Genomic DNA, 17,363 nt, shown 5'->3' with positions numbered 1-17,363 from the left:
GTTCCTGACATGCCGATCTCGAAAGCGCTGGGCCAATCGGGAGGTGCGCCGTAGGGGCCTACTTCCCCCGAAACGCCATCGGTGATCAATACAATGGCCCCTATTTTATTAGATTCCCAGCGAGCCTGTACGGCATGGGTGGCTGCCTCGGGTGCAGGTTCGGCGATTCAGTAGCCGCCGGGCCGATTCCGCCCGCCCTGTTCCACCTTGGCCAGCGAGGGCCACAGGTCGCGGCGGTCGAATCCGAAACCGATTCCGCCTTCGGCGAGACGCTGATGCTGCTTCGTACCCATCTGTAGGAGTCGGTCGTCCCATACCTCGTGCACCGTGCCAGGTATGCGTCAGCGCAACCACTGGGCTGTCGCCCAGGACGAGCACGTCAAAAGGTCTTCTCCACAGCACGATGCTTACGGTGGTGGATGGTCCGCAGTCCTGCTCCACCAGGGTCCAACCGTTCTTACGGCCCACACCCGAGACCAGCCCGCACAGGTACTGACGCACCCGCCGCCGCGGCTCCGACCGGCGAAACCGAGGTCCGATCCGCGCATGCAACCGGTCCAACTCGCCATGCCACCGGCCAACATCAACATCCGTCACAGGTAAGCCAACGAACCCGAGCCGAACTCGATTCACTTACTGCCGTTGCAGCACTAGCCGACGAGGCGACGTTCCCAGGCCCAGGCGGCGATCTCGACCCGGTTGCGAGCCCTGAGCTTCATCTGCACGCTCGCCAGGTGGGTCTTGACCGTACCCACGGCGATGAAGAGCTGGGCGGCGATCTCGGCGTTGGTCAGGCCCCGGGCGACGAGCTTCACGACGTCGAGTTCCCGTGGGGACAGGCCGCTGTCCTCGCGTGCCGGGGCGGGCGAGCTGAGGTGCTCCAACAGTCGAACCGTGATGGACGGGCTGATCAGCGCGTCACCGGACACGGCCGCGCGAACCGCCTCCACCAGCAGAGCCGGGCCGGAATCCTTGAGCAGGAAGCCGCAGGCGCCGTTGGAGAGGGCGGTGTGCACGTACTCGTCGAGGTCGAAGGTCGTCACCACGACCACCCGGAGCGGGTCGGCGACGCCGGGCCCGGCGAGCATCCGCAGTGCCTCGAGTCCGTCGAGGCGGGGCATCCGGATGTCCAGCAGCACCACGTCCGGGCGGAGTCGTCGGGCCATTTCGACGGCGAGGACGCCGTCGGCGGCCTCGCCGACCACCTCCATGTCCGACTGGGCTCCGATGATCATGCCGAAGCCGGTCCGCACCATGGCCTGGTCATCGGCGATGAGCACCCGGATCACCGCGTCACCGCCACGTGCAGCGGGAACGCCGCGTCGAGCACCCAACCACCGGCGACGCCCGGCCCGGCGGTGATCGTGCCGCCAAGGGCACGGACCCGCTCGGTGAGGCCGATCAGGCCGAAGCCGTGCCCGCGGGCCGGTGCGGTGCGCGGCGAGGCGCCGTCGTCGGTGACCCGGACCAGCAACCAGTCCGGGGTACGCCGCACGGCCACGTGCACGGACCGGGCGTCCGGCGCGTGCTGGCGGGTGTTGGTCAGCCCTTCCATCACCACCCGGTACGCCGACGTCGAGACCTCCACCGGCAGTCCGTTCAGATCGCCGTCGACGTGCAGCCGTGCCGGCGCGTTCGTCGAGCCGTTGAACCCGGTCAGCAGCGGCTCCAGCTCGGTCACCCCGGCCAGTGGGGCCAGCGGGGCGTCCGGCGGGGCGTCCGGGTTGCGCAGGATCCCGACCATCCGTCGCATCGAGGCCATCGTCTCCGCGCCGGCTCGCTCGATCTGCCCCAGGGCGACGATCACCCGCTGCGGATCCTGCTCGGCGACGAACCGGGCACCCTGCGCCTGTACCACGATGCCGGTGACGTGGTGGGCGATGAAGTCGTGCAGGTCGCGGGCGAACTCCGCGCGCTGCTCGGCCCGGACCAGCGCGATCGCCCGCTCCCGACCGGCGGCCATGACCCGCAGGTAGAGCCCCACCCCGGCGGCTCCGGCCGCCGCGAGTACCTGGAGCAGACCGAAGATCACGAGCAGGTACTCGGTGCCGGCGCGCAGCGGCAGCGCGGCGACGGCGAGCCCGACGGCCACCGCCGCCCATGGGGCGAGCCGGGGCGCGCCCCACCGGGTCACCACGAAGACCACCCCGATCAGCCCCGCCGACTCGGCGAGCCCCCAGCTGCCGCTGAACAGAAGACTGCGGGAGAAAACCAGGCTCGCCGCGGTCACGGCCAGTGACGCCGACGCGAGCGCCAGCGCGGCCAGCGGCAGCCAACGCGAGCCCAGCCGGTGCACCGGCAGCCAGAGCGGCACCGTTGTCACCGCGAGCCCCATCTGCACCATCAGGAGCAGCGGAGTACCCAGGCTCCCAGCCGCACCGAGCCGCAGGTCGAAGAGGGCGAGCAGCCCCATGGCCACCAGTCCGGCGGCCTGGGCCAGGCGTACCCACCAGCGTCGAAGATCCGGCGTGCTCATGGTGACCCAGCGTAGCCAGTTGGGCGGAGATGGCGGATCGGCCAAAAGGCAGACCCGGCGGCGGCGATACCCGGCCGCGAGCCGATGCGCCCACCCGCCGGTGCCGGCGACGCTTTCCGGGTCACCGCGCAGCCACTGGAGGAACAATGACAACCCACGCCCCGCCGGAGACCAGCCACGCCGCGGTCGCCGCGGTCAACCTGGTGAAGGTGTACGGCAGCGGCGAGACCGCGGTCCGTGCCCTGGACGGGGTCTCGGTCGGCTTCGGCCGGGCCGAGTTCACGGCCATCATGGGCTCGTCCGGGTCCGGCAAGTCGACCCTGATGCACTGCCTCGCCGGTCTCGACACCGCCACGTCCGGTCGCGTCCTGCTCGGCGGCACGGAGCTGACCGGCCAGTCGGATCGGACGCTGACCCGGGTACGCCGGGAGCGGATCGGGTTCGTCTTCCAGTCCTTCAACCTGCTGCCGCAGCTCACCGCCGCGCAGAACATCACCCTGCCGCTGGATCTCGCCGGCCGGCAGCCCGACGCCGAGCTTCTCGCGCACCTGGTGCGGGTGCTGGGCCTCGCCGACCGCCTCGGCCACCGGCCCAGCGAGCTGTCCGGCGGACAGCAGCAGCGGGTGGCGCTGGCCCGGGCCCTGGTGGCGCGCCCCGAGGTGGTCTTCGCCGACGAGCCGACCGGCAACCTCGACTCCCGCTCCGGCACCGAGGTGCTCACCATCCTGCGCGACTCGGTACGCGATCTCGGCCAGACCGTCGTCATGGTCACCCACGACCCGATCGCCGCCGCGTACGCCGACCGGGTGGTGCTGCTCGCCGACGGCCGGGTCGCCGGCGAGATCCACAAGCCCAACCAGGTGTCGGTCACCGACGCGCTGCGTGATCTGGCGGCCCGCGCATGAGAGGGACCGTGCTGCGTACCCAGACGAGCGCCGCCGCCCGGCGGCCCGGCCGGCTGATCCTGACCGGCCTGGCGATCCTGGTCGCGTCCTTCGTCGTCTTCGGAACCGTGCTGGTGCAGCAGATCACCGAACGGACCGTGCGGGACAACCTGAGCGGCACCCCGGCCGCCACCGACCTGGTGATCGGCAGCTCCGACGTGCCGCCACTCACCGTGACGGACGTGCAGCAGATCCGGACTGTGCCCGGTGTGGCCGCGGCGGTGGCCCGGGTGTCGACCGGGGTCTCCATCGGCGAGGGGTACCTCAATCTCCAGGCCGATCCGGGCAACGGCCCACTGACCACCGTCCGGGTGGTCGAGGGCAGCTATCCCGACCAGCCCGGCGAGATCGCGATCACCCCGCGTACCGCCGAGCGGCTCGGGCTGTCGGTCGGTGCCACCACCAGCGGCACCGGCGGTGAACGCACCGCACCCGCCCCACTCACCGTCACCGGCGTTGTCGACACCAGCGCGGACGCCGGCAACGACGCGTACGCCCCGGACAGCGTCGTGACCGCCTGGGCGCGCCTGACGACGGTGGAGCGCGTCGACGTGCGGGTGGCCCCCGGCACCTCGACGGAGGACGTCCGCCAACGGGTGACCGCGGCGGTCGCCGGTCAGCCGATCCGCTCCGGCACCGAGGTGCGCGAGGCGGAGGCCAACGCGGCGGCCGAGGAGGTCGGGAAACTCTTCATCCTGGTCGGCATGTTCGTCTCCATCGCGGTCGTCGCGGCGGCGCTGGTCGTCACCTCGACCTTCCGCATCGTCTTCGCCCAGCGGATGCGGCAACTCGCGTTGCTGCGGGCGGTCGGGGCGAGCCGGGGCACCCTGGTGCGGGCCCTGACCGCCGAGGGAGCCCTGACCGGGCTGGTCGCCGGCGTCGTCGGGGTCGTCGGCGCCCTCGCCCTCGGGTACGCGCTGCCGGCGATCCTGCGTACCACCGGCCACGCGGTCTCGTCACCGGGCCTGCAACTGTCGGCGGCGGTCACGGTGGTGATCGGCGCCGTCGTGATCACCGTGCTGGCCGTCCTGGCACCGGCGCTCTCCGCCGCCCGGGTCTCCCCGCTGGAGGCACTGCGGACGGCGAGCACCACCGCCGGCCGGCGCGGCATCGGGATGCTGCGTCTGGTGTTCGGGCTACTCCTGGCCGTCGGCGCGATCCTGGCCGGGATGGCGACGGTCAGCCAGTTGCCGGAGCCGGACCAGTCGACCTACGACCCGACGGTGCCGCTGTTCCTGCTGGTCGGGTCGGGCGCGCTGGCGTTCTTCGCGCTGGTGGCCCTCGGTCCGCTGCTGGTGCGGCCGGTGCTGGCCGTGGTGGGTTGGCCGCTGCGCCAGCTCGGGCCGCTCGGGAGGATGTCGGTCGGTGGGATCGGCGGGACGCCGCGCCGGGCGGCTGCGGTCTCCGTGGTGGTCGCGCTGGGCGTGACCCTGATCTCCGGGGTGGTCATCGGCGGCGCGTCGTTGCAGCTCCTCGCCGACCGCGAGATGGCGCTCTCGGCACCGACCGACTTCGAGGTTCGCAGCAACGGTGGGACGCTGCCGGCGGCTGTCGTGACCCGGGCCGAGGCCGCGCACGGCGCGCTGGCCCGGGTGGTGCCGTACCGGAAGGTCGACGACGTCACCCTGATGCGCGGCGCCGACAAGCTCGGCGGCGTCGAGTCCGGTTACCCGACCAACGACCTGGACCTGACGGCGTTGCCCACCACCGGTGACCTGGACGTGGCCCAGGGCACCCTGGCCGATCGTGGCCCCGGTCGGATCGTGCTGAGCAGCTGGGTCGCCCGGGACACCGCTCTGCGGGCCGGTGACACCGTCACGCTCGCCATGGCCGGGCGCAGGGTCGACGTGCGGGTGGCCGCAGTCCTGCCCGGTGACGGCCCGCTGCACGCGGGTATCCTCACCGATCCGTCCGACTTGAACCGGCTCGGCGTGCCGGCCGCGTACACCGGTCTGCTGGCCGACGCGGCCGGCACCGGCGAGGACGGTCGCACCGCCGGCGTGCGGGCGCTGCGCCAGGCGATCGGGGGGAGTGCGGACGTGGGCCTCGAGGTGCTCGCGGACGAACGGGACCGCAACGACGCGTTGGTGCGCACCCTGGTCTGGGTCGCGGGAGGTCTGGTCGGGCTGACCGTGCTGATCGCGGTCGTCGGCGTGGGCTCCACGACCGCGCTCTCGGTGGTGGAGCGGGTACGCGAGTCCGGGTTGCTCCGGGCGATCGGCCTGTCCCGGACCGGCCTGCGCACCATGTTGACCGTCGAGTCCGGCCTGTACGGGATGATCGGCGCGACCATCGGCCTGGTGCTCGGCATCCCGTACGGCTGGTTGGCGGTGCAGGCCCTCGGGATCGAGGCACCGCTGACCGCGCCGGTGCTGCCGCTGGCCGGGCTCTTCGTCGCACTGGTCGTGCTGACCGCGCTGGCCGGGGTGCTGCCGGCCCGTCGGGCGTCGCGGGTCAGCCCGGTGGTGGCACTGGGGGCCGACGGCTGAGCAGCGCCGTGGGTCGGCGCCGAGCATTCGGCGCCGACCCACGGCGGCATGGTCGGTTGGGGTTGTTGGCGTGGGTCAGCGGTCGCGAACCGGCCCGCTACGTCAACGAACCACTTTCGCGCGTATTCGACTGTGCACCAAGCCGTCCCCCCAAATGCTCCGCGAGGTGACGATCGACGGCCCGGTAGAGGCGGAGCCGGTTGCCCTCGTTCTCGAACCCGTGGCCCTCGTCCTCGGCGAGCAGGTACTCGACCGGCACCCCGCGCTCGCGCAGGGACGCCACGATGCGGTCGGACTGTGCCTGTGGCACGCGGGAGTCGTTGGCGCCCTGGGCGACCAGCAGCGGTGTCCGGATCCGGTCCACCATGGTGATCGGCGAGCGAGCCGTCAGCTCGGCCTCCTGCTCGGGCACCTCCGGGTCGCCGAAGTAGCGGTACCAGCTGTTCGCGTTGTAGCGACGGGTGAACGGCGGCAGTGCCCGCAGGGCGGCGACGAGGTCCGACACGCCCACGTAGTCGACCGCAGCGGCGAACAGGTCGGGGGTGGCGGTGATCCCGACCAGGGTGGCGTACCCGCCGTAGGAGACGCCGAAGATCCCGACCCGGGCCGGGTCGGCGTAGCCTTCGGACACCGCCCAGTCGACGGCGTCGATCAGGTCGTCCTGCATGGCCCGGCCGTACTCGCCGACGGCCGCGGTCATGTGCCGGCGGCCGTACCCGATGGAGCCACGGTAGTTGACCTGCAGCACCGCGTAGCCGCGGTTGGCCAGCAGCTGCACCTCGGGACTAAAGCCCCAGAAGTCCTGGACCCAGGGGCCACCGTGCACCAGCAGCACCATCGGCAGGCCCCGGGGCGGCACGCCTAGGGGCAGGGTGAGGTAGCCGGGCAGCTCCAGTCCGTCCCGGGCGGGAAACCGTACGGGCCGCATCGGCGCCATGTCGGCGGGGTCCAGGTCGGGGTAGGGCCGGAACAGGCGGCGGCGCTCACCGGTGGCGTGGTCGTAGAACCACGTCACCCCCGGTTCGCGGTCGTCGGTGAAGGTGGCGAGCCAGCGGCGGCCAGACACGTCGGACGAGACCGTGGCGAGCACCCCGTCCGACAGCGCCGCGAGCTCGGCGTACACGGGCGCGAACTCGGGGTCCAGGACCTCGACGTGCGGCCGGTCGTCGACGAAGCGGGCGGCGATCGCCTCGCCCGTGCCCCGGCGGGTGTACACCGCGGGCGGCAGCACCCCGGGGGCGAGGGTTCCGATGATGTCCAGGCTGCGACCCCCCACGGCGGCGACGGCGGTCTCCTCGCCGGTCTCCCGGTCGATCCGGACCAGCTGGAGGTCGTCGCCGTCGCGGAAGGAGCCGACGAGCAGGCCGTCGCCGCGCGGGGTCACCAGCTGTGGTTCTACGCCCAGTGGGTATTCGGCCCCGCCCATGCGGCGCAGCAGCCGGAGGGCCCCGGTGGCACGGTCGAACCCGGAGATGGCGATCGTGCCGTCCTCCTCGGTCATGAGCTGGAACGCGGGCTCTCCCCGGCCGTCGAGCAGCGTGGCGGCCAGCGGGTCGGCCTCGTGGTGATGAAGCGAGACCTCGCCCGAGGCGATGTCGACCCGGTAGACGTCGATGCTTTCGACCTGTGGGTTCATCCACACCAGGACGTTGCCGGGCACCGACCGGAGCGGCTCGACGGCGAACACCCGCGAGCCCGGCCCCATCGCGGTGAGGTCGACCGCCGGGGCGGCCGGGTCCTCCAGATCGACGCGGAAGAGGTGCCAGTCCTCGTTGCCGTCGGTGTCCTGCTGGTACAGCAGCCAGCGGGGGTCGTCGGTCCAGTGGTAGGTGGTGATCCCGCGGCGGGTGTCGGCGGTGACGGGGACGGCCTCGTCGTGGGCCTGGTCGATGCCGCGGACCCAGATGTTACGGCGTCCGTGGTGCGGGGCGAGGTAGGCGATCCGGGTGCCGTCCGGGGAGATCGTCGGCACGGCGAACGCCGGGTCGGCGAAGAACTCCTCAACCTCGATCAGCCTCGGTGGCGTGTCCGGGGTGGTCATGTCGTGTCCTCTCGTGGTGGAGCGGGTGCCGGGCCTGAGAGCCGGCGTGCCGGATCTCTCAGGAGGCGGGGGTCTCGTGCCACCGGAAGGTGACGTCCCCGAGTCCGACGCGGTCCCGGTGCCCGCGGTTGGCGGCGGTCGACGAAAGGGCGGTTTGGAATAATATGCCCCTTGTGGGCCCCTGGCGCGATCAGATGACACGAGAGCGAGCGGCGTATCGGAGCGACCCTGACCGACGAGCAGTGGCAGGCGGTCGGTCCGTTCCTGCACGCGTGGAAGACACGGCATCCGTCGGTGTCAGGTCATCAGGGCCGCTACGAGCTGCGAGGATCCCTGTATTGCTTCTTCTCCCGGCCTGGTCAGGTGCTCAGCGGGCGGGCGGTCTCCGCGCGCGGAGTTGAGCAAGGGTTCGCTGCGGCACCACTTCCCGACGCAGCGCAAGCTGATGGACGCGGTGCGGGCCTCGCTGGCTCCGGCCGAGGTCAGTCACCTGCTCGCAGCGCGCTGAGCACGGCCGTCACCTCGGGACGTGACGCGGCCGGTCGCCGGACCGCGGCCGTGATGCGCCGGGTCAGCGGCGGGTTCAGCGGCCGGGTCACCACCCGGTACCGCGGGTCCACCGCCAGCTTCGGCAGCATGGTGATCGAGCGGCCGTTCTCCACGTGCTGAAGCGCCAGCATGTAGTTGTTGAACCGACAGATCACCACGGGCTCGAAGCCGGCCTCCCGGCACAGCCGGGTGGACAGCTCGGACATGTACGAGCCGGCGACGTCGAACGTCCAGCGCTGCTGCGCGCACGCCTCCAGGGCGACCGACTCGGCGCTGGTCAGCGGATGCTCCGGGGGCAGCACGAGCACGACCGGGTCGGTGGCGAGCGGCACCAGGTCGATCTCCGGGGAGAGCTCGGCGCCGGCGAAGTCGGCCGTCGTGATGATCAGGTCGACGTCGCCGCGACGCAGCGCCGGCATGCTCTCGTGCGGCTCCAACTCCAGCAACACCACGCTCACGTCCGGGTGCCGGGCCGCGAGACGAGCCAGCGCCGGTTCGGCGAGGGCTTGCACGGCACTCTGGAACGCGGCCACGGTGACCGTGCCGGCCGGCTCGTCGGCGAGGCGGCGCAGCTCCGCCTCGGCCGCGTCCATGGCCGCGAGAATTTCCCGGGCCCGGCCGGCGAGCAACACTCCGGCCGCGGTGAGCCGCACCCGCCGCCCGGTGCGTTCCAGCAGCGCCGTCCGGGTCTCCCGTTCCAGCGTGGCGAGCTGCTGCGACACCGCCGACGGGCTCAGGTTGCCACGCTGCGCGACGGCCCGGACGGTGCCGTAGGTCGCCAGGTCGGCGAGCAGGCGCAGCCGCCACGGATTCAGCGTCATGACCGCCGACTGTACGGCTTTGCTTAACAGCGACAGCGGAAATGTGCGATGGACGTGCCTCCCCGGGACTGCCTAGCGTCGGTCCATGGCTGATTCGTTCTGGTCCGACGCCGATCGTCACCTGGTCCGCTACATCGGCGCGGGCAGCTTCGTACGCGAGATCATCGACCGCGCCGAAGGTAGTTTCGTGTTCACCGCCGACGGCCGCCGCCTGCTCGACTTCACGTCGGGGCAGATGAGCGCCATCCTCGGTCACTCCCACCCGGCTGTCGTGGCCACGATCCAGCAACAGGCCGCCACCCTCGACCACCTGTTCAGCGGCATGCTGAGCCGGCCCGTGGTCGAGCTGGCCCGCCGCCTCGCCGGCTCCCTTCCCGCGCCGCTCGACAAGGTCCTGCTGCTCACCACCGGCGCGGAGTCCAACGAGGCGGCGATCCGGATGGCGAAGCTGGTCACCGGCCGGCACGAGATCATCTCGTTCGCCCGGTCGTGGCACGGGATGACGCAGGCGGCGGCGAGCGCCACCTACAGCTCGGGGCGCAAGGGGTACGGGCCTGCGGCGCCCGGCAACTTCGCGATCCCCACGCCGAACGCGTACCGGCCCGACTTCACCCTTCCCGGCGGCGAGCTGGACTGGCGGCGTCAGCTGGAGTTCTCGTTCGAGCTGTTCGACGCCCAGTCGGTGGGCAGTCTGGCGGCGTGCATCGTGGAGCCGATCCTCAGCTCCGGCGGCGTGATCGACCTGCCGCCGGGATACCTCGCGGCGCTGCGCGACAAGGTGCACGAGCGCGGCGGGCTGTTGATCCTCGACGAGGCGCAGACCGGTCTGTGCCGCACCGGCGAGTGGTACGGGTTTGAGCGTGACGGCGTCGTGCCGGACATCCTGACCCTGTCCAAGACGCTCGGCGCCGGCCTGCCGTTGGCTGCGGTGGTGACCAGCCCGGCAATCGAGCAGACGGCGCACGAGCGCGGTTTTCTCTTCTTCACCACGCACGTCTCGGACCCGCTGGTGGCCGCGGTCGGCAACACGGTGCTGGACGTGCTGGAGGCCGACCGGCTCGACGAACAGGCGGCGCACCTGGGCGCGTACCTCCGGAAGGGTCTGCGGGAGATCGGCCAGCGACACCCGGTGGTCGGCGACGTGCGCGGCCGCGGGCTGCTGGTCGGGCTCGAACTGGTCAGCGACCGGGAGTCGAAACGACCGGCCGACGCGCTGGGCGCCGCCGTGACCGGGCGGTGCCTGGAGCTGGGCCTGCACATGAATGTGGTGCAGCTGCCCGGCATGGGCGGCGTCTTCCGCATCGCGCCGGCGCTCACCTCCACCCACGCCGAGCTGGACCTGGGCCTGGAGATCCTCGACCAAGCGCTCGCCGAGGTGACGCCGCAGTTCAGGCCCTAGAGATCGCGCGCTGTGTCGCGTCATCCGGTTGGTATGGCGGTGGTGCCCGGCTCGAGGGCGTTGAACGTGATGCCCGGGTGGGATTTGGCGTACTGCACCGTCAGCATGGTGGCGGCGGCCTTGGACGCCGAGTAGAGCGGAAGCGGCAGACCGCACTCCGGCCGCTCGGGGTTGGTGGCCGCCCAGAACGATCCGGCGCTGTTCTTCCCCGCCGTAGTGGCGCGTCGCGTGCTGCTGCCAGTGGCCTTGTTTTCATCGTCGTCGCACTCGGGTTCGGTCAGTCCGGGACCTTGCTTCCGCGTCGATCCTCGCAACGGGTCGCAGCTTCGACAGTGAGTTCGCGTTCGACATCACGGTCGGCCGCGACGGACTCATCACGCGCTACCACGTGATGGAGGACAGCTTCGCCCTCTCCAACGCTTACATGCCGCAGGGTATGTCCAACGACTTCCGGCGGGGGAACGCATGTCATCGCGCGGGTCGGCCCGTCACTACGGTGCGGAGGGTGGACAGTCCCCATCCGTTGGTGGCCGGCATCGTGCACGAGGCGCCCGGCTCGACCGTAGGGCTGCGCCAGGTGGCGGAGGACGATCTGGCGATGTTGCGCCGGTTCGCGGTCGAACCCGGGTTGATCGGGCTCGACTGGGCCGGCTTCCGGGACGCCGCCGCGCCGGCCCGCCGCTTCGCCGAGGACGGCTCTCTCGGCGAGCGGACCGGCGGCCTGATCGTGCAGGTCGAGTCGGCGGTGGATGCCCGGGCCGGGCGTCTCCACTCGCTTCGGTGGCGACCCGCCGGCTGACCAACAGCCCCACGCCCCGACCAGCCGCACGGAGGAACCCGGCCCAGCGCCGGGCCGTCAGCATGCCAGCGAAACTCGTGTACGTAACTCAGACCGGCTCCATTCAACAGCAACTATGAATGGCGGCCCACATGGAAGAGCAAGGCTAGGCCAATGCCGCTGGCAGGACGAGGAGGGCGAAACGGGACACTCGCCCGAGTAGGCACGCGACGGCGAACTCGTGGTGTCGAAGGCCCGCGGTCCCGGCCGCGAGGCTGACTACGGCCAGCGGTGGAACCCCGACTGTGGCGGAGACGAGCACCGTCGGTAGGGCGGTGCGCCGACGGGAGAGCCAGCGCTGGCTCCGCTTGGCCCAACGGGCGCCCGAGGCAGCCGCGCGACCTGATCGGCTCCGATGCGTGAGTTTCTGGGCCAGCCGTCCCTTTCCGCGACGCGCGGCTTCGAACAGGAGCAGTTTGCCGGCTGTCTGCCCGAGCGCCAGAGCGAGGACGACGACCAGAGCGTGGCCGCCACGGTGTCCGGCGACTACGGCGTAGGCCTCGGCGCTGACGATCGGGACGAGGGCCGAGGCCAGACCGTACCCGAGCGCCAGCACCGCCTCGGCGAGGCTGCTCATGCCCGGCCGTCCCGTTCGAGCAGCCGGACCATCGCCGCGGTCGACCACAGCTTGACCGCAACGACGGCGACGGCGACGGTCAGCGCGAGCCGGTACTGCCCGACCGCGATGGCGCCGACAACGCCGGCGGTGTTGGCGGCCTTCGCCATGGGCGACCAGTTCCACGCCCATACCCGCCGGTCGATCAGATAGAAGTAGTTGGGGCTGACCACGGGCCAGCACAGGAACGCCAGCGACAGCATGGTGTCCAGCACCAGGAACGAGAGCAGAAACACCAGGCCCACGACCGCGACGTCGGGCACGAGTGAGACCAGCCCCACGCAGAGCACGGCGGTGCACGCGCGGTCGCTCACGATATCGAGGACGGCCCCCGTCCGGGTCTCCTGTCCGAGCCTGCGTGCGGCCCAGCCGTCAAGCACGTCGCCGAGCCAGTAGATGCCGTATGCCACCGCCAGCAGTACGACGGAGCCAGCGACGAGGGCGGCGACACCGACGGTGACGGAGGCGACCGTGCGGGTGGCGGTGATGTAGTTGGGAACCGTACGGGGAGGGCCGATGCCGATAGCGGTGCGGAGGTCAACAAGAGTCACCTCCGCAGCGTCGTGCGGTGAGCGTTCCGGGCGGAACGTGCCGCGGTGCCGATCTGGTCGCGGCGGCGGCACCGGGGTGCTGGCCGATCTGGTACCGGGGTACCTGGCCGGCTTCCGGGCTGATCGTCGAGACTGTGCAGGTGAGGGCCAGAATCCGGGAAAGGTTGCGCGATCCCGCCCGAGTGCGCCGACTCGCTTACGGTGCGGGGGGCTTGATCGTTGCCGTCGCGGTCACGACCGTCGAGGGGGGCACCGCCGTGCCGGCGGGCTGGGCGAAGCTGGTGCTGCCCATCGGCCTCGGGGCCGTGGCGCTGCGGCCCCGCTACCGGGCCCTGGTCTTTGGGGTCTGCGCCGGGTTCGTGGCGGTGGTGAGCACTGGGGAGTCGGTGCAACTGGGCCTCGCGGCCGCCGGCCTCGTCTTCATCTCGACCTGCGAAGACCCGGCGCGACGCCCGTGGCTGGGGTGGGCGGCTGGCTTGACCGGCGCCGCCGGCGCCCTCGCTGTCGCGCTGCTTGGCCAGCGTGGGATGTACGAGCAGCCGATCGTCTTCGTGACGGCCGGCTACCTCCTGGCGATCCTGTTCCGGTCGTGGTCACGCGGCCACGCCCTCACCCGGGAGGCGGGCGAGCTGCGCGGCCAGACCGCCTGGCTCGAGCAGCGCACGAACCTGGCCCGCGAGCTGCATGACGTGGTCGGCCACCACGTCACCGCGATGGTGGTTCAAGCCGAGGCGGGCCAGCTCAGTGACGACCCGGGGGCGGCGCTGCGGACGATCGCGAACAGCGGACGGACCGCACTGAGCGAACTCGACACGCTCGTCGTGCACCTGCGCGACCCGGACGCGGCGATCGCGGTGAGCGCGCCGCCGCGCCTGTCCGACATCGACGAGCTACTCGCGCAGCCGCTGCGCCAGCAGGGCGTGACGGTCCAGGTACGTCTGGACCCTGAGCCAGGCCTGGACGAGATCGGCGTGTTGACCGTCTACCGCATCGCCCAAGAGGCCCTCACCAATATCGCCCGCCACGCGAAAGCCACGGGCGCCGGCGTCGAACTGGTCCGCATCGGCGACCGTGCCCGTCTGCGGGTCAGCGACGACGGCATCGGGCCGCCCCCTGCACCCACGCGCGGCTCGGGCCTACTCGGCATCGAGGAGCGCGTGCGAGCTCGCGGTGGGAGCTGGGAGCTCAGCCGGAGACCTGACGGCGGCACCATCGTTCAGGCCTACCTGCCCGTGGCCAAACCGTGATCCGTGTTGCGATCGCCGACGACCAGCAGCTGGTCCGCGACGGCTTCAGCCTGATCCTGCGTTCCCAACCCGATATCCACGTCGCAGCTGAGGCCGCCGACGGGCGGCAGCTCCTCGACGCCGTACGTCACGACTCCCGCATCGACGTCGCCCTGGTCGACATCCGCATGCCGGTACTCGACGGCCTGCAAGCCACGCGCGAGCTGGCCGCGATCCCGCACGCCCCCGCCGTGATCGTCGTAACCACCTTCGACGACGACGCCTATGTCCTGGACGCCATCGCGGCCGGCGCGCGCGGATTCCTGCTCAAGCGGGGCAGCTCCCGCGACTTGATCGCCGCGGTGCGCACCGTCGCGGCCGGGGAGGCGATACTCTCCGCCGAGGTCACCGGCGCCGTCCTGGACCGGGTACGCGCGACCGGGCCGGCCACCCGCGTGGAACTGGCGGCCTACCAGCTGACCGCTCGGGAGACCGACGTGCTCGCCTTGATCGGTGCCGGACTCAACAACACCGAGATCGCGGCACGCCTCCACCTTTCCATGAGCACCGTCAAGACCCATGTCACCAACGTGCTGGCCAAGACCGGCAGCCGCGACCGCGTACGAGCCGCCATCCTGGCGATCCAGGCCGGCCTTTCACCCTGACAAGAACCAGCGGTCTCGCTCGGCGCGTCCGATTGACTCCCTCGGCCGCTGACTGGCCGCCCTTCGAGGGCGTAGTCCAGTCATTGCGGTTCGTCATCGCGGGTCAGCGTCGCATTCGCGCAGATGCCCACCGGTAGCCGGGGCTTCTGGGGGCTGGGGTCAGTGGTAGCTGCGCGGGTCGTGGGCGGGGTGCGGCTGTCGGACCTGACCAGGCCGCGGCTGATCAGGTAACCGATGGTGAGCAGGGTGATGTACCACGAGCCTTGTCGGCGGCGGAGTAGTCGCCAAGCTCAATCTGCTGACTGATCTGGAGCCCAGTCGGCTGGTCACCTGGTGAGGGTGACGTAGTGGCTCCAGGTGGCGCCGGCCTGGGTGTGCTGTCCGGCGGCTCCTGGTACGCCACCCGCCCGATCGGCGGAGGCGTACCAGGAGCACCGTTGCGGATTCCTACAGGGAACTGACACGCAGGTCGTCGAAGCTGGCGGGGTGTCCGACGGCCCGAACGCCGATGGCACCCGAGGTGTAGGCACTGTCGGTGCCCGAGCCGAGGGATTGGAAGCTGCTACCGAAGGTCGTGGAGACCGAGGCGCTCAGGGTGCTTCCCGACATGTCGAGGCGCAGGAGGTAGTAGGAGCCGGCGGTGAAGGCGAAGGGGCCGGATGCGATGACGGTCCACGTGCCACCGTCGTTCTTCCAGATCCACCACTTCTTCGTGCCGGCGGCGTCCTTCTTCAGCTCGAGCTGGTAGAAGTGGCTGTTGTCCTGGACCCGGCCGAGCAGGGCGGCCCCGCCGGCCTCGTTGTCCAGCTTGACGTAGCCCTGGACGCGGTAGTTCGTCCAGGTGCTCGATCCGGCTCGGGACAGGGCGTCGCCGGTACCGGTCCTGGCGTACTCCTTGCTCTGCCCGGCTGGCTGCTGCACCTGCCACGTGCCGCCGCTGGGGGTCCAGCCGTTGCTGTCACCGTCCTCGAAATCGTCGGTGAAGAGGGTCAGGGGCGCGCTCGGGTTGGTGATCTTCACCAGGATCGCGCCGTTCGCCGGTACGCTGGTCGCCACGTGTCCACCGGTGAGAGCCGGGGTGCCGGCGGTGCTGTCAGCGTGGGTGGCGTCCTGGCGCCAGAGCGTGCCGGTGCCGCTGCTGGCCAGTGCCGACAGGTCGATGTCGAGGTCGTAGCCGCCGGTGCCGGAGTTGGCCGCCAGGACGTAGATGTTGCCGGCGGAGTCCTTGGTGGTGATCGCGGTGATGTCCCCGGTGGAGGCGGTGCTCCGGTAGGTCGGCCGGCAGCCCTGCAGGGCCCGGGAGCCCATCCGGAAGGCGTAGTAGGTCCAGCTCGCATCACCGGAGCCGCTGACGAGGCCCTCGAAGGTGTCGTTCGAGGTGCTGCTGATCCAGTCGTACATGCTGAAGATGAGGCTGCCGTCGACGTGTTCGTTGCCCGGTCGGGATCCCCGGATCATGTTCTTCAACGTCGTCAACGACATGCCGAGGGTGTCATAGCTCTGCGTGTAGGTGCCCCACTCGCCGAGCCACAGCGGGTAGTTCCCGGCTCCGGCATCGTTCATCCAGCCGTGGACCTGCTGGTTGTAGGACGTGATGTCGCTGTTGTAGTTGTGCACGTTCATCGTGTTGAACTGGTCGCCGACGTTGGCCAGCACGTCACGCGGCCAGGTGGACCCGCTCAGCGTCGCGGGCGCGTGGATGCGGGGCGTACGACCCGGCAGGTAGGTGGCGTAGACGTGCCGGATCGCGTCGCTGGTGTAGCGCACGAAGTCGTAGTACTGCTCCTTGGTTCCCTTCCAGCCCTGTCCCGCGAAGTCCGGCTCGTTGTGGATCTCCCAGTCGTCGACCCGGTAGTCGTTGCGGACGTTGAACCAGTAGACGGTCGCGAACGCGTGCGCCCACCACTCGTTCCAGTCGGCGGTGGAGGTCGGCGGACTGGCCAGCCAGGTGTTGCCACCGAAGTTGTCCTGGTCGCGAAGGGTCACGACCGGCTTGATGCCGTTGTTCTTCAGCGTCTGGAACAGGGTGCGGGCATTGCCCTGCCACAGGTTGCCCGTCTCCACCGACCAGGAGTAGTCGGAGCCGCGCGGCGGGCTGGTCATGGCGGTGTCCCACGCCGACCAGTTCACGCGGTTGGGATCAGCCTTGATCTCGGCGATGGTGGGGGAGCCGTAGGTGCCGTCGTCGTCGGCGCGCTCCCAGCGGGAGACGCCGCCGTAGACGCGGTAGGCGTTGACCCCCATGTCCTTCAGCTCGTTGACGTCGAAGCGGGTGTTGCCCTCGACGGCGCCGAGGTTGCACGTGCTCACACCCCACTGCGTGCCGGAGACGGTAACCGTGGCGGCGGTGGCGGCCGACGCGGGGGGTGCCGCGACGAGGGCCACCGTCGCCAGGGTCAGGGTGGCCGCCACGACGCACATCGCGGCGCGGGGGCCCCGTCGTGAATCCGCTGCCGTCGATGCCGGTTGCGGATGAGCTGACGCACGGTGCGGTTGATCGCTCATGGTGTTCCTCCGGTCGGGGGAGAGGGAACAGGGTGCGGAGTCCGCAGCGAGACCTGCCGGGTACGGACCAGCCGTCGGCGCACGAGGTGAGCCCGGTGCGGCGGGCCTCGAGCGGGCGACCGTCGATAGGGGACAGCGGTCGTCGCTCTCGGGTCAGGCTGTGATGTTAAGGTGAACATGTCAAGAGGGATGCCGATGTGTCACCGGCTCGTGTCGGGCACGCAGGCACCCGGCTTCGGTCAG

At 70.9% G+C, this 17,363-nt stretch carries 15 protein-coding genes and 1 pseudogene; 6 read left to right on the top strand and 10 right to left on the bottom strand.

Annotated elements, in window-relative coordinates; translation table 11 throughout:
• Window positions 1–167: 167 nt before the first annotated feature.
• From ACTMSW_RS26415 to ACTMSW_RS26400, 4 genes and pseudogenes are all read right to left on the bottom strand, one after another.
• Window positions 168–293: a hypothetical protein gene (locus ACTMSW_RS26415; RefSeq protein ID WP_441183431.1), complete on the bottom strand. Its 126-nt coding sequence runs from the start codon at window positions 291–293 to the stop codon at window positions 168–170.
• A 100-nt stretch (window positions 294–393) separates the two neighbouring features.
• A pseudogene (locus tag ACTMSW_RS26410) lies at window positions 394–597 on the bottom strand (IS701 family transposase); the annotation flags it as partial.
• A 53-nt stretch (window positions 598–650) separates the two neighbouring features.
• On the bottom strand, window positions 651–1,289 hold the full coding sequence (locus ACTMSW_RS26405) for a response regulator (RefSeq protein WP_441183392.1): 639 nt from the start codon (window positions 1,287–1,289) through the stop codon (window positions 651–653).
• Window positions 1,286–2,476 carry a sensor histidine kinase gene (locus tag ACTMSW_RS26400; protein WP_441183391.1) on the bottom strand — a complete coding sequence of 397 codons (1,191 nt, stop codon included), beginning with the start codon at window positions 2,474–2,476 and terminating at the stop codon, window positions 1,286–1,288. The genes ACTMSW_RS26405 and ACTMSW_RS26400 overlap by 4 nt, the downstream gene beginning before the upstream one ends.
• Before the next feature lie 146 nt (window positions 2,477–2,622).
• Between ACTMSW_RS26400 and ACTMSW_RS26395 the strand changes: the two genes are divergently transcribed.
• Together ACTMSW_RS26395 and ACTMSW_RS26390 are read left to right on the top strand one after the other, a co-directional pair.
• Complete coding sequence (locus ACTMSW_RS26395) at window positions 2,623–3,381, top strand: ABC transporter ATP-binding protein (protein WP_441183390.1); 759 nt, start codon at window positions 2,623–2,625, stop codon at window positions 3,379–3,381.
• Between the two features lie 8 nt (window positions 3,382–3,389).
• Window positions 3,390–5,909: an FtsX-like permease family protein gene (locus ACTMSW_RS26390; protein WP_441183389.1), complete on the top strand. Its 2,520-nt coding sequence runs from the start codon at window positions 3,390–3,392 to the stop codon at window positions 5,907–5,909.
• A 97-nt stretch (window positions 5,910–6,006) separates the two neighbouring features.
• On the opposite strand, the gene ACTMSW_RS26385 is transcribed toward ACTMSW_RS26390, so the two are convergent.
• Together ACTMSW_RS26385 and ACTMSW_RS26380 are read right to left on the bottom strand one after the other, a co-directional pair.
• Window positions 6,007–7,950: a S9 family peptidase gene (locus ACTMSW_RS26385; protein WP_441183388.1), complete on the bottom strand. Its 1,944-nt coding sequence runs from the start codon at window positions 7,948–7,950 to the stop codon at window positions 6,007–6,009.
• Window positions 7,951–8,432: 482 nt separating this feature from the next.
• Window positions 8,433–9,320, bottom strand: coding sequence for a LysR family transcriptional regulator (locus tag ACTMSW_RS26380; protein ID WP_441183387.1), 888 nt, complete (start codon window positions 9,318–9,320; stop codon window positions 8,433–8,435).
• Window positions 9,321–9,405: 85 nt separating this feature from the next.
• On the opposite strand from ACTMSW_RS26380, the gene ACTMSW_RS26375 reads away from it, so the two are divergent.
• Window positions 9,406–10,719, top strand: a complete 1,314-nt coding sequence (locus ACTMSW_RS26375; RefSeq protein WP_441183386.1) for an aspartate aminotransferase family protein — start codon at window positions 9,406–9,408, stop codon at window positions 10,717–10,719.
• Between the two features lie 20 nt (window positions 10,720–10,739).
• Here ACTMSW_RS26375 and ACTMSW_RS26370 read toward each other — a convergent pair whose 3' ends face one another.
• Complete coding sequence (locus tag ACTMSW_RS26370) at window positions 10,740–11,033, bottom strand: hypothetical protein (RefSeq protein WP_441183385.1); 294 nt, start codon at window positions 11,031–11,033, stop codon at window positions 10,740–10,742.
• A gap of 191 nt (window positions 11,034–11,224) precedes the next feature.
• On the opposite strand from ACTMSW_RS26370, the gene ACTMSW_RS26365 reads away from it, so the two are divergent.
• On the top strand, window positions 11,225–11,518 hold the full coding sequence (locus ACTMSW_RS26365) for a hypothetical protein (RefSeq protein ID WP_441183384.1): 294 nt from the start codon (window positions 11,225–11,227) through the stop codon (window positions 11,516–11,518).
• Window positions 11,519–11,663: 145 nt separating this feature from the next.
• Here the strand turns inward: ACTMSW_RS26365 and ACTMSW_RS26360 are convergent, their stop codons facing one another.
• Both ACTMSW_RS26360 and ACTMSW_RS26355 read right to left on the bottom strand, forming a co-directional pair.
• Window positions 11,664–12,134: a VTT domain-containing protein gene (locus ACTMSW_RS26360; protein WP_441183383.1), complete on the bottom strand. Its 471-nt coding sequence runs from the start codon at window positions 12,132–12,134 to the stop codon at window positions 11,664–11,666.
• Entirely contained in the window at window positions 12,131–12,724 is a 594-nt protein-coding gene (locus ACTMSW_RS26355) for a CDP-alcohol phosphatidyltransferase family protein (protein WP_441183382.1), read from the bottom strand. The genes ACTMSW_RS26360 and ACTMSW_RS26355 overlap by 4 nt, the downstream gene beginning before the upstream one ends.
• Before the next feature lie 212 nt (window positions 12,725–12,936).
• Between ACTMSW_RS26355 and ACTMSW_RS26350 the strand changes: the two genes are divergently transcribed.
• Window positions 12,937–13,971, top strand: a complete 1,035-nt coding sequence (locus ACTMSW_RS26350; protein WP_441183381.1) for a sensor histidine kinase — start codon at window positions 12,937–12,939, stop codon at window positions 13,969–13,971.
• Complete coding sequence (locus ACTMSW_RS26345) at window positions 13,968–14,615, top strand: response regulator (RefSeq protein WP_441183380.1); 648 nt, start codon at window positions 13,968–13,970, stop codon at window positions 14,613–14,615. Before ACTMSW_RS26350 ends, ACTMSW_RS26345 begins: the two co-directional genes overlap by 4 nt.
• Window positions 14,616–15,062: 447 nt before the next feature.
• Here the strand turns inward: ACTMSW_RS26345 and ACTMSW_RS26340 are convergent, their stop codons facing one another.
• Window positions 15,063–17,027, bottom strand: coding sequence for a hypothetical protein (locus tag ACTMSW_RS26340; protein ID WP_441183379.1), 1,965 nt, complete (start codon window positions 17,025–17,027; stop codon window positions 15,063–15,065).
• Between the last annotated feature and the right edge of the window lie 336 nt (window positions 17,028–17,363).

Origin of the sequence: Micromonospora sp. BQ11, assembly GCF_052068135.1 — a bacterium.
In the GTDB taxonomy this organism is placed as follows: Bacteria; Actinomycetota; Actinomycetes; order Mycobacteriales; family Micromonosporaceae; genus Micromonospora.
Note: the sequence above shows the minus strand (reverse complement) of the source record. Positions and strands in the feature narration are given on the sequence as shown.